This is a genomic window from Granulicella tundricola MP5ACTX9 (assembly GCF_000178975.2).
Lineage (GTDB): Bacteria > Acidobacteriota > Terriglobia > Terriglobales > Acidobacteriaceae > Edaphobacter > Edaphobacter tundricola.
This window is the reverse complement of the sequence record NC_015064.1, coordinates 4,239,463-4,251,440: the sequence shown is the minus strand read 5'-3', so window position 1 is coordinate 4,251,440 and position 11,978 is coordinate 4,239,463. Positions and strand designations below refer to the sequence as shown.

At 63.2% G+C, this 11,978-nt stretch carries 10 protein-coding genes; 7 read left to right on the top strand and 3 right to left on the bottom strand.

The annotated features are described in order from the left end of the window. Positions 1–2 precede the first annotated feature (2 nt). Both ACIX9_RS18615 and ACIX9_RS18610 read left to right on the top strand, forming a co-directional pair. Positions 3–3,407, top strand: a complete 3,405-nt coding sequence (locus tag ACIX9_RS18615; RefSeq protein WP_157477682.1) for a TonB-dependent receptor — start codon at positions 3–5, stop codon at positions 3,405–3,407. Positions 3,408–3,497: 90 nt separating this feature from the next. Next, the gene (locus ACIX9_RS18610) at positions 3,498–4,478 is read left to right on the top strand and encodes a VTT domain-containing protein (RefSeq protein WP_013582046.1); all 981 of its coding nucleotides are present in this window, start codon (positions 3,498–3,500) and stop codon (positions 4,476–4,478) included. Here ACIX9_RS18610 and ACIX9_RS18605 read toward each other — a convergent pair whose 3' ends face one another. Then, on the bottom strand, positions 4,479–4,766 hold the full coding sequence (locus tag ACIX9_RS18605) for a type II toxin-antitoxin system RelE/ParE family toxin (RefSeq protein WP_013582045.1): 288 nt from the start codon (positions 4,764–4,766) through the stop codon (positions 4,479–4,481). Further along, complete coding sequence (locus ACIX9_RS18600) at positions 4,766–5,050, bottom strand: ribbon-helix-helix domain-containing protein (RefSeq protein WP_013582044.1); 285 nt, start codon at positions 5,048–5,050, stop codon at positions 4,766–4,768. Before ACIX9_RS18600 ends, ACIX9_RS18605 begins: the two co-directional genes overlap by 1 nt. A 70-nt stretch (positions 5,051–5,120) precedes the next feature. Between ACIX9_RS18600 and mnmG the strand changes: the two genes are divergently transcribed. The 3 genes from mnmG to msrA all read left to right on the top strand — a co-directional run bounded on the left by mnmG (position 5,121) and on the right by msrA (position 8,450). Beyond that, positions 5,121–7,139: a tRNA uridine-5-carboxymethylaminomethyl(34) synthesis enzyme MnmG gene (gene mnmG, locus ACIX9_RS18595; protein ID WP_013582043.1), complete on the top strand. Its 2,019-nt coding sequence runs from the start codon at positions 5,121–5,123 to the stop codon at positions 7,137–7,139. Between the two features lie 68 nt (positions 7,140–7,207). Then, positions 7,208–7,642 carry a GxxExxY protein gene (locus tag ACIX9_RS18590; protein WP_013582042.1) on the top strand — a complete coding sequence of 145 codons (435 nt, stop codon included), beginning with the start codon at positions 7,208–7,210 and terminating at the stop codon, positions 7,640–7,642. Positions 7,643–7,757: 115 nt separating this feature from the next. Further along, a complete protein-coding gene (msrA, locus tag ACIX9_RS18585) occupies positions 7,758–8,450 on the top strand; it encodes a peptide-methionine (S)-S-oxide reductase MsrA (protein ID WP_013582041.1) in 693 nt (230 codons plus the stop codon). A 391-nt stretch (positions 8,451–8,841) separates the two neighbouring features. Here the strand turns inward: msrA and ACIX9_RS18580 are convergent, their stop codons facing one another. Then, positions 8,842–9,153, bottom strand: coding sequence for a DUF5076 domain-containing protein (locus ACIX9_RS18580; RefSeq protein ID WP_013582040.1), 312 nt, complete (start codon positions 9,151–9,153; stop codon positions 8,842–8,844). A gap of 308 nt (positions 9,154–9,461) precedes the next feature. Here ACIX9_RS18580 and dnaB point away from each other — a divergent pair, with 308 nt between their 5' ends. Together dnaB and alr are read left to right on the top strand one after the other, a co-directional pair. Further along, a complete protein-coding gene (dnaB, locus tag ACIX9_RS18575) occupies positions 9,462–10,850 on the top strand; it encodes a replicative DNA helicase (protein WP_013582039.1) in 1,389 nt (462 codons plus the stop codon). After that, the gene (gene alr / locus ACIX9_RS18570) at positions 10,851–11,978 is read left to right on the top strand and encodes an alanine racemase (RefSeq protein WP_013582038.1); all 1,128 of its coding nucleotides are present in this window, start codon (positions 10,851–10,853) and stop codon (positions 11,976–11,978) included.

The following is an 11,978-nucleotide window of genomic DNA, read 5'->3' as shown; positions in this document are numbered from 1 at the left end:
TGATGCACTCGTTCCGCCGCTCAGAGTTGTACGCGGCAACACTCGCCTTCTCCCGCCTTCTTCAAGCGCTGGGAGTGCTCACTGCGCTGCTTCTCGCGAGCCCTCCCGATTCCGCCCAAAGCCCGGTCGATGGAGCCATCCAGGGCGTCGTCCTCGACTCCCGCGGTGCAGCCGTCCCCCACGCTGCCCTCGTCCTGCGCAACACGGACACCGGCGCAACCCGCCTCGGCTCCACGCAGTCTGACGGCTCCTTCCTCCTCCCGCATCTGCCCCCCGGCCACTACACCCTCAGGATCACCGCAACCGAGTTTGTCGAGGCACGCGAGATCGACCTCACAGTCAGCCTGGGCGAGACTGCGGACCTCCGCACGACCCTCCATCTCGCCAACCTTACACCCACCGCACAGACCACGGACGACACCCTCGCACGTCTGTCGCCCGCGCTTGAATCCACCCTCACAGATAGCGATCTGGCCCAGCTTCCAGCCAACGCTCATCGTTGGCAGGACCTGGCCCTGACGACCTCCGGCGCGGCCCCGGACCAGGATGACGACGGCCTCTTCAGCGCCAACGGTCTACCTTCCACCCAGAACAGCGTGCTGCTGGACGGAGCAAGCCAGAACCAGAGCTTCAGCTCCGTCCCAGCAGGCTCCGGTTCGGACGCCGCCCCGGACCCGGAGGCGGATTCAGACTCAGCCGAGCTCGCCACCGGCCCATCCCATGGCCTGTCGAGAGGACGTCACGCAGGCATCGCCTACAGCTTCTCCCAATCCGCCGTGCGCGAGTTCCGCGTCACCACCCAGACCTACTCCGCCCTCACCGGCAGCGCCGCCGGGGCCATCCTCACCTCGGTCTCAAAGTCCGGCGGTGCCATCCCGCACGGCTCCGTGTTCTTCTTGCTGCGCTCGCAGGCCCTCGCCGCCGCCAACCCGCTCTCGCTGGCCACCACGTACAACAATGGCGTCGCCACCACCCAGACCATCAAGCCGCACGACCTCCGTGAGAGCTATGGCGGAACTATGGGTGGTCCCATCCCGCACACCGCCGGCATGTTCGGCTTTTACTCGTTCGACCAGCAGCGCCGCGGCTTCCCCGCCATCTCCTCACCCGCCGACCCCAACTTCTATACCCTCACGCCCACGCAACTCGCCCTCCTCGCCAACCGCGGCGTCACCCGCGCAGCATCTACCGCCGCCCTGACCTACCTTGCCTCAATCACCGGTTCCACCCCCCGCCGAGCCGACCAGACCCTGAACTTCGCACGGCTCGACTGGCACGCCACCCCGCATGAAGAGTTCGGCCTCCAGTACAACCGAGTCCGTTGGAACTCCCCCGCCGGCCTCACGGACGCGCCCGTCGTCGCCGTCGGCAGAGCCAGCCTGGGCAACGCCTCAGGCAGTCTCGACGCCATCCTCGCCCGCGTCACCTCCACCCTCAGCACGCGCTGGATCAACCAGTTTCGACTTCAGTACGCCCGCGATAAGCAGTTTGAGACCCCGCAGCCCAACCTCCCACAGGAGCCCGGCATCGGCCCTGGAGGTCAAGCTCCGGAGGTCAATATCGGCCCCAACGGCCTGCTCTTCGGCACCCCGGCGTCGCTCTCACAGCAGGCCTACCCGGATGAGCGCAAGCTTGAAGCCGGGGACATCCTCTCGCTCCAGCTCGGCCATCATCTCTTAGAGCTTGGGGGCTCCGTCTCCGCCGTACACGATCGCGTCGCCACCCTCGCCAACGCAGCCGGCACCTTCCGTTACGACAGCACCCGCACCACCGCCAACGCAGGCGGCCTCGTCGACTTCATCACCGACCAGACCTTCAACGTCAACGCCTACCCCAACGGCGGTTGCCCATCGATCAACGCGGCCATCCATCTCTTCTGCTTCACCAGCTTCAGCCAGAGCTTCGGAGAGCAACTTGCAGCCTTTAGCACGTCAGAGTGGGCCGGCTTCGCACAGGACACCTGGCGCATCCGCCGCAACCTGAACCTCACCCTCGGCGCACGGTATGAGTACATCCTCCTGCCCATCCCCACCACGCCAAACTCCGCTCTGGATGCACTCTTCGGCACCCGCGCCGCCACCAGCATCTTCCCGGAAGACCGCAACAATATCGGCCCCCGCGCGGGGATCGCCTATGAGCCCTTCGGCAACGGTCACGGCACCATCCGCCTCGGCTACGGAGCCTACTACGGCCGTCTCCCCGGTGCGACTATCCGCTCTGCCCTCGCCGATACCGCCCTCACGAACTCCACCACCCGCATCCGCATCACCCCGTCCGCCGTCACCGCCTGCCCGCAGGTCGCAAATCAAGGCTTCGGCTACCCCTGCGCCTTCCTCACCCGGCCACCCGCGATCGTCTCCTCCACCACCTCCGCCATGATGTTCGATCGCCACTTCCGCCTGCCCGTCGTCCAGCAGGCCAGCCTCTCGCTGGAAGGCTCGTTAGGCCGCCACGCGAGCCTCTCCGCCACCTATATCCTCAACATCGATCACCAGCTCCAAAGCTCCACCGACCTCAACATTGCCCCGTCCACCTCAGCAGCCGAGTTCCAGCTCCAGGGCGGAACCGCCTCCCCCGGCGTCCTCTCCGGCGAGACCTTCGTCGTCCCCCAATACACCGCCCGCGTCACCCCCACCTTCGGCCCCGTCACCGACATCCTCTCCACCGCCAACGCCAGCTACAACGCCCTCGCCGTCACCGCCCAGATGCGCGGCTGGCACGGCCTCAGCGCACGCGGCAGCTACACCTGGTCCCGCGCCATCGACTACGGTGCCAACCTCTCCGCCACCCCCCGCACCAACAACCAGCTTGATCCATTCACCAACGGTTACGACAAGGGCCTCAGCGCCCTCAACTACCCCCAGATCCTTCGCATCGTCGCCGTCTACGCTCCTCGCATTCACATACAAAAGCGCACAACCCGCACCTTCCTCGACCACTGGGAACTAGCCCCCATCCTCCTCGCCCGCAGCGGCCGCCCATACTCCTACCAGCTCTACGGAGGCCCCAGCCTCAGCGGTGGCCACCAAAGCATCAACGGCTCCGGCGGCGCACTCTACCTCCCCACCGTCGGCCGCAACACCCTCCGCCTGCCGTCAGCCATCAACGCAGACCTCCGCATCAGCCGAGCCTTTACCCCCGGCGGTCACATCCGCTCCGAGCCCCTCAAGCTCCGCCTCTCCGCCGAGATCTTCAACCTCCCCAACCGCACCAACCTCTCCTCGGTAGAAACACGCGCCTTCCTCGTAGGCACCAAGACCGCCGGTATCACCCCGCTGGTATTCCAGGACGCCGCCGCCATCGCCGCCGAAGGCCTCAACACCCAACCCTTCGGCACCCCCACCGCCGCCAGCACCAGCCTTGCCCGCGAGCGCCAGATTCAGCTCTCCCTGCACCTGGAGTTCTAAGTCAGGAACCGGAAGCATCTATATTCACTTCCCGTTCGACAATCCACCCCGTGTTGGCATCCAATGGTGTCTAGCGGAGAAACGGTACGTATGGGCCTGATTGGCGTGATCGCGCAACACGGATACGCCATTGTGGCCATCGTCATGTTTCTGGCGGCGGCGGGCCTGCCCCTGCCCACCTCCATCGTGCTGCTGGGCGCAGGCGCAGCAGCCCACAACGGCCTCAAACTCGACATCATCTTCCCCCTCGCATGGGCCTCTGCTGTCCTCGGAGACACACTCCTCTACTTCGGTGGCCGATACACCGGCTGGTGGCTCCTGGCGGGCATGTGTCGCTTCTCCATCAACCCGGAGGCCTGCATCTTCTCGTCCTCGGCGTACTTCTACCGCCGCGGCTCCAAGACCCTGCTCTTCGCAAAATGGGTTCCCGGCCTGGCTTCGATGGCCGCGCCCCTCGCCGGCAGCCTCAATATGAAGTTCAGCCGCTTCTTCCGCCTGGACGCTGCGGGCAACCTCTTCTACGTCAGTGTCTGGGTCACCGCAGGCTATCTCTTCAGTCGCTTCCTCAACGAGATCATGGGCTGGATTCAGCGTGTCGGCCACGCGTTCCTGCTCATCGGCGCACTCCTCGTCGCAGGCTACGCCGTCTCGATCGTCGTCTTCTCCATCCGAGCTCGTAAGTACAACAAGATCGACAAGATCTCCGCCGCCAACCTCCAGGAGCGCCTGCAGAACCTGCACCCGGACAAGCTCGTCATCATCGCGGACGTCCGGAGCCACGGCTACTACGACCCCGGCATGCAGCGCATCAAGAACTCCATCCGCGTCGAGCCCACCCGCCTCAAAGAAGAGCTCATCGCCCTGCGCGAGTTCATGGCCCCCGAGTGCGAGATCTACCTCTACTGCTCCTGCATCCGGGACACCACCAGCAAGCGCGTAGCCCACATGCTCGAGCAGGAAAACTGCAAAACCCAGGTCATCGACGGAGGCCTCAAAGCCTGGGTCAAAGCCGGCGGCGAACTCGAACTCGTCCCCCTCGCCGATATCCAGCACCTACCCCGCTTCGAGTAGCTAGAGCATCAGATTCGGCAGATCCCGTCCGCCATAAAGCACCCGCTCGATCTTCACAATCTCGTCCCTGATCCGAAACAGAATGACATACCGCCCCACAACAGCCACTCTCGCATCCGAGCCAATGTCGGGACGCAGTTGGTAGAGGAGCGGATCTTTTCCGATCCTCGCAAAGCAAGCGCGAATTTCCTGAATGAACGTCACAGCCCTAACGGGCGCACCCTCTGCAATGAAGTCCGCAATGACACTGAGGTCGCCTTCGATGAAGGCCGATAGCTCGATGCGCATTACTTAGCCTCAGCCGCCTGATCTGCCATCAACTGGTATTTCCTTTCCAGTCGATCAAGAACCTCATCCGCACTGACGCTCACATCCGACTCGATCGACTGCTGCCACAGCCGCCGCAGATCGCCATGTTCCACCTGTCGAAGCCTGCGCGCCTCAGTCCACTCCTGTAGCGCATCGCGAACCACGTCTCCGCTGGAGGCATACTCGCCCGCCTCAACCGCCTCGTGAACCACCGTCAATATCTCTGGCGATAGAGCCACACTGATCGTTTCGCTCGCAGCCATGCCGTCCTCCGCTGGAAGCCGGTCTCCCAGGCCACCAGACTACCATCGTCGCTGGCACTAAAATAGACCTGTGGCCGTTACAGAACAATACGACGTAGTCGTCGTCGGAGCAGGACACGCCGGCTGTGAAGCCGCCGTAGCCTCCGCGCGCATGGGCCTCCGCACCGCCCTCTTCACCCTCAATCTCGATCTCGTCGCCCAGATGTCCTGCAATCCCGCCGTCGGCGGCATCGCCAAGGGCCACCTCGTCCGTGAGATCGACTCCCTCGGCGGCATCATGGGCCTCATCGCCGATTCAGCCGGCATCCAGTTCCGCCTCCTCAACACCTCCCGCGGCCCCGCCGTCTGGAGCCCCCGAGCCCAATGCGACAAGGCCCTCTACCGCGTCCGCATGAAAGAGCTCCTGGAAAACCAGCCCAACCTCCACCTCAAGCAAGCCGAAGTCGTCGACGTGTTGATAGAGGGACCAGGGCGCAGGGAACAGGGATCAGCCGCTGCCTATCCTGATCCCTGTTCCCTGATCCCTGTTCCCTGCATCCGTGGCCTCAAACTCCGCGACGGCCGTGAGATCCACGCCGCCGCCACCATCATCACCACCGGCACCTTCCTCAACGGCCTCATCCACTGCGGCGAGCAGCAGTACTCCGCCGGCCGTTCCGGCGAGCCCGCCAGCGTCCTCCTGGGCGAATCCTTAAAGCGCCTGGGCCTCCGCGAAACCCGCCTGAAGACCGGCACCCCGCCCAGGCTCGACGGACGCACCATCGATTGGTCCCAATTCCCCGAGCAGCCCGGCGACCCCGAGCCCACCCCCTTCTCCCTCCGCACCCGCGAGCTTCCCCTCCGCCAGATCTCCTGCCACATCGCCCACACCTCGCCGGAGACCATGTGGCTCATCCGCGAGAACGCCCACCGCTCCCCCATGTATACCGGCCAGATCGAAGCCATCGGCCCTCGTTACTGCCCCAGCATCGAAGACAAGATCGTCCGCTTCCCGGACAAGCCGCGCCACCAGTTCTTCCTTGAGCCCGAAGGCCTCACCACCCATGAGGTCTACATCAACGGCATGTCCACGTCTCTCCCTCAGGAGATCCAGCTCCAGATGGTCCACAGCATCCCCGGCCTTGAAAACACCGTGATGCTCCGCCCCGGCTACGCCATCGAGTACGACGCCATCGACCCGACCGAACTTGATCGCAGCCTCCGCGTCAAGTCCTACGAAGGTCTCTACCTGGCAGGCCAGATCAACGGCACCAGCGGCTATGAAGAAGCCGCCGCCCAGGGCCTCATGGCCGGAATCAACGCAGCCTTGAGCGTCAAGCGCGCTCGCGGCGATGCCTCCGCCGAACCCTTCCATCTCGACCGCACCGAAGCCTACATCGGCATTCTCATCGACGACCTCATCAGCAAGGGTACCGACGAGCCTTACCGCATGTTCACCTCCCGCGCCGAGTTCCGCCTCCACCTCCGCATCGATAACGCCGACCGCCGCCTCACCCCGCACGGCCACCGCCTCGGCCTCATCGGCGATGAAAACTGGGCTGACTATGAAGCCCGCCAGCACCGCGCCGCCGCCTTCAAGACCCTCCTAGAGACCACCCGCCTCAACGCCCGCGAGATCCCCGCCGACCTCTACGCCAAGCTCCTCGCCGGCTCCGCACAAGGCGTCGATTCCTTCGCCGGCGTCCTTCTCTCCGACCTCCTGAAGCGCCCCGACCTCGTCATCGAAGACTTCGTCCCGCTCCTCACGGAAGCCCTTGCCGCCCCCATCTTCACCGCTTGGCAAGACGAGACCTTCCCCGCCCGCACCCGCAACGAGCGCCGCGCCGTCGAGACCGAGATCAAGTACGCCGGCTACCTCTCCCAGCAGCTCCGTTCCATCGGCAAGATGAAGCAAGCCGAATCCACCCGCATCCCCCCCACCTTCGACTACACCACCATCTCCGGCCTAAGCCGCGAAATGCAGCAGACCTTCCAACGCGTCCGCCCGTTGACGCTAGGCCAGGCCAGCCGCCTCCCCGGAGTAACCCCAGCCGCCGTCTCCCTGGTCCACGTCTACCTAGAAATCCAATCCCGCCGCCTCACTGCCTGAAAGCAAAGACCTACCACGGATAAAAGAAAAAAAGGGATAAGAGCAGGATCATCTCAAGTGAGGTCCCCATGACACTGTCACCAGAGCATAACGGCAGGTTTCAAGGCGCGTCTGCCGATATTACTGAGCGGATCATCGGCATCTTCTACGATGTTTTCAATGAGCTCGGTTATGGTTTTCTTGAGTCGGTCTACAAGGAGGCCATGAGGGTCGCCCTTCTTGATGCTGGGCTAAGTGCTCAAGCAGAGGCCAACATCCCGGTTTACTTCCGAGGGGCTGTGGTGGGAATCTTCAAAGCCGACCTCATCGTGGAACAGCAGGTTATCCTCGAACTCAAGACAGCAGAAGTCATCTCCAAAGCCCATGAGGGCCAGCTGACTCACCACCTTATGTCATCAAATATCGAGGTAGGCCTCATCCTGAACTTCGGCGAATCCCCCAAATTCAGGCGCATCCTCCTAACCAACGACCGCAAGAAGAACACCAAGAAGAAAGATCAATAAATCGCCTTATCCTGCCTTTATCCGTCTTTCCCTTTTATCCGTGGTAAGTTTTTCGCCAGGAGCCAGCAAGGAATCCACCCTGTAACCCCCAGCGTCTAACATCCAGAGGCATCACATGGCACGCATCTCCGTCTTCCTCGCAGCAGTTCTTATCGTCGGCATCTTCTTTCTGGGGTATAAACGCATGACCATCGCATCCGCCGCCACCACGCAGCCCATCGCTGCCCCTGCTCTTGACGACCACCTCGCACCCCAGCCCGGCAAGGAAAAGGCTGTCTTCGCCGGCGGCTGCTTCTGGGGCACGCAGTCCGTCTTCCAGCGCGTCAAGGGCGTCACCCACACAGAGGCCGGTTACGCCGGCGGCTCCCAGTCGACCGCCACCTACGACCAGGTCACCACCGAGACCACCGGCCATGCCGAGTCCGTCGAGATCACCTTCGATCCCTCAAAGATCACCTACGGGACCCTCCTGCGCATCTTCTTCTCGGTCGCCCACGACCCGACGACCCTGAACCGCCAGGGCCCGGACGTAGGCACCAGCTATCGCTCCGCCATCTTTTACGAGTCGGAGCAGCAGCACAAGATCGCCCAGGCCTACATCGCCCAGCTTGACGCCGCCCACGCCTTCCACGGCAAGATCGTCACGGACCTGACCCCGCTGAAGGGCTTCTACAACGCAGAGGACTACCACCAGGACTACGCCACCAAGAACCCCAACAACCCCTACATCCAGATCTGCGACGTCCCCAAAACCAAGGCCCTCGCAGCCCAGTTCCCAGAGCTCTTCCAGACCTACAAGGGTCACTAACCCACCTCGCCGCGCTCAGAGTCAGCTCTCACCGGTCATTACTGAGCGCAGCGAAGAATTTCCGTAGGTGCCGCTGCTTTTTGCTGTTGCCGTTGCCGTTCGGATTAGAGGGGGCCTTTAGGCCCCCGTCAACGGCAAGTAAAGAATTGGGCTTTAGCCCCGGGTCGCTGTCGTTTCCACGTCGTCATCTGAAGCGGACCAAGGCCTTCGTCGCCCATTCTATTTATCCTTCAGAATGAACCACTTACAAGCCTAAAAAAATAATTTCTCCAAAACGCTGAGCAAAATCGCGTGTCAAGCCCCAAAACGACCTAACTCTCTCATTCCACGAGAGATAAAGTTGGGGTATTTACCCCCGTCAACCGCGTACAATTAAAGCAGAAGGAAATTCTTAGCCAGCCTCGTGCTCGCTCTCGTCCCCTTCGAACTCATTCAACACATCTTCAATCTCGTTATCGAAGCCCTCCAGAAGAGAGCCCAGAAACGCACCCGCATCCAGATCCTCGTCGTTTTCGGCGTGAACCTGGACGATGTTCCGCGCCAGATCCGCTAGCATTACTCCCCATGCCGTCGGGTCCTGCCACACCCCGGGCCGCAGCGAAATCTGCTGGCTCTGGTTCGCCACCCAAAGCCGCAGCAGCTCAAACGAAGCCGCATCCTTCGCCGCCGCCGCCGGTATCTCCAACTGTTTCTCTTGTCCCATTTGCGTCACTCTCCTCCAGACCATCCTCTCAGATCGGAAGGTCACAAAGGGAAGTCCAGACCTAACTTCAATCGTTTGAAGACTTTGGATCAAAACAGGGGGAGGGGGCCTACCAATCCATACCCCTAACAGCCAACGGAAGGGCACGGCCTCAGCCGTGCCAATACATCCCACCCCGCAAGACCGGGCCGTGGGCTGTAATCACCACAACCCTTCAGATGACCCATTTACACCGAAACTCCACTTTCTCCACGCAGCCGCTTAGCCTACTGTAAGGAGTAGACCGAACCAGAAAGCAGAGCGCACGCATGGCCACCTATCCCCGCCTCCTCAACCCGGAAGACGACTCCCGCCCCGCGTCCCTCCACGCCGAGCAGACCATCCTCGGCGCCATGCTCGTCGAGCCCCTCGCCATCGTCGACGCCACCATGCTTCTCAAGGCGGACGACTTCTCGCTCGATTCGCACCGCAAGATCTACGAGGTGATGATCCACCTCTCGGAGGTCGGCTACGCCGTAGACATCGTCACCGTCTCGGAGGAGCTCTCCAAGCGCAAGCAGCTCGACTCTGTAGGCAGCCGCCCGTATCTCGCAGGCCTCTCCGAAGGCCTGCCCCGCAAGCTGTCCATCGAGTCCTACGTCCGCATCGTCCGCGATAAATCCCTCATGCGCCAACTCATGAGCGTCTGCGACGCCGGCATGATGGAGGCCTCAGACCAGTCGCTCGAAGCCATCGACGTTCTCAACCAGGTCGAGTCCCGCCTTATGGAGATCTCGGAGCACGCTATCACCGGTGGCTTCTCCGGCATCTCCGACATCGTCAAAAGCTCCTTCGGCTCCATCGAGAAGCTCTACGAGCAGGGCCGCGAGGTCACCGGCCTCCGCACCCACTACACCGAGTTCGACAAGATGACCTCCGGCCTTCAGGAGTCGGAGCTCATCATCATCGCCGCCCGCCCCTCCATGGGCAAGACCGCCTGGGCCATCAACATCGCCCAGAACTCCGCCGTCAAGGACGGAATGGTAGTGGCGGTCTTCTCGCTTGAAATGTCCAAGGAAAGCCTCCTCCGCCGTATGCTCGCCGGCGAGGCCTCCGTTGGAGCCCGCAAGCTGCAGACCGGGTTCCTGGGAAGAGACGATAAGGGCAAGCTCCAGGACGCACTCGAGCGCCTCATGGAGTCCAAGCTCTACGTCGACGACACCCCCGGCATCACCCTCGCCGAGATGCGCGCCAAAGCCCGCCGCCTCAAGCAGCAGGAGGGCCGCCTGGACCTCATCGTCATCGACTACCTCCAGCTCATGTCCGGCTCCACAGGCGGCAAAAAAGGCCCCGAGAACCGCACGCAAGAGGTTTCGGCAGTCTCACGCGGTCTGAAAGCCTTGGCCAAGGAACTCCGCGTCCCAGTCGTAGCCCTCTCCCAGCTCTCCCGAGGCTCGGAACAGCGCACCGGCGACAAGAAGCCACTGCTCTCCGACCTCCGAGAATCCGGTTCGATCGAGCAGGACGCCGACGTCGTCTGCTTCATCCATCGCGAGGAGTACTACGACCGCGAGAACGAAGACCTCAAGGGCAAGGCAGAGATCATTATCGCCAAGCAGCGCAACGGCCCCACCGGCTCCGTCCAGATGGCCTACATCGCCGACTACACCCGCTTTGAAAACCTCGACACCGCCCACGGCGGCGACGGGGGCTACTAACTGAACAACTGGACTGAAATCGACGCCGCGGCCCTTACCGCTAACTACAAAGCCATCCAGCGAGTAGCCGGCGCCGAGGTCCTTGCCGTCATCAAGGCCCGTGCCTACGGCCACGGAGCCGAGCGTTGCGCCCCCATCCTCGTCCGAGCCGGTGCCCGCTGGCTCGGCGTTACCTGCGCCTCCGAGGGCCAGCAAGTCCGAGCCGCATTGGACCACGCCGGTCTCGAAGCAGACATCCTCGTGATGAGCGGCTCCCTGCCGAAAGACGTTCCTGCGATCGTCTCAGCCCACCTGATCCCCGTCATCTGGACGACGGACCATATAGACTTGCTCGCCGGAATCGGCTGCCGAGTCCACGTAGAGGTAGACACTGGGATGGGCCGCCAGGGCGTCCGCCCCGGCCAGGACCTCGCTACTCTGCTCGCGCGGATCAGCGCCGCGGGCCTGCGGTTGGACGGACTCTTCACCCACTTCTGTAGCTCAGAAGTGGCCAATTCAAATCTCACCCTGCGACAGCGAGCCCTCTTCGAGGCAGCCGTGCAGCAGACCGTGACAGCCGGCCTCACTCCAGCCTGGCTCCACGCCGCCAACAGCTCCGCGGTAGACAACGAGACGCCTGAACCATCGTCAGGCGACTGGCTCACCACCCTCGCTGCCGCCGCCGGCTCGCAGACGATGGTCCGCACCGGCCTCGCGCTCTACGGCTACTGCCTGCCCATCGAAGGCGGCGCACTCCACCACCTCAGCCCGGCCCTTCAGCCGGTCCTTACCTGGAAGGCCCGCATCCTGGCCGTCCGTGATTTGGCCCCCGGCGACACCGTCGGCTACAACGCCACCTTCATCGCCGGCCCGGCGATGAAGGTGGCGCTGCTGCCCGTAGGCTACGCCGACGGCCTCCGCCGCGAGCTCTCCCACCCCCACGGCTGGGTGATGGTTCAAGGCCACCCCGCCCCCATCCTGGGCCGTATCTCGATGAACCTGACGGTCGTGGACGTCACCGCCATACCCGCCGCAAGCGCGGGAGACGAGGCCACCCTGCTCGGCCCCGGCATCACCGCCGAGGACCACGCCCGCCTCGCCCGCACCATCTCCTACGAGATCCTGTGCGGCATCCACCCCTGCGGCTAG

Coding starts and splice junctions, on each gene's coding strand:
- ACIX9_RS18615 (WP_157477682.1), top strand. CDS start 3: ATGCACTCGTTCCGCCGCTCAGAGTTGTACGCGGCAACACTCGCCTTC.
- ACIX9_RS18610 (WP_013582046.1), top strand. CDS start 3,498: ATGGGCCTGATTGGCGTGATCGCGCAACACGGATACGCCATTGTGGCC.
- ACIX9_RS18605 (WP_013582045.1), bottom strand. CDS start 4,766: ATGCGCATCGAGCTATCGGCCTTCATCGAAGGCGACCTCAGTGTCATT.
- ACIX9_RS18600 (WP_013582044.1), bottom strand. CDS start 5,050: ATGGCTGCGAGCGAAACGATCAGTGTGGCTCTATCGCCAGAGATATTG.
- ACIX9_RS18590 (WP_013582042.1), top strand. CDS start 7,208: ATGACACTGTCACCAGAGCATAACGGCAGGTTTCAAGGCGCGTCTGCC.
- msrA (WP_013582041.1), top strand. CDS start 7,758: ATGGCACGCATCTCCGTCTTCCTCGCAGCAGTTCTTATCGTCGGCATC.
- ACIX9_RS18580 (WP_013582040.1), bottom strand. CDS start 9,153: ATGGGACAAGAGAAACAGTTGGAGATACCGGCGGCGGCGGCGAAGGAT.
- dnaB (WP_013582039.1), top strand. CDS start 9,462: ATGGCCACCTATCCCCGCCTCCTCAACCCGGAAGACGACTCCCGCCCC.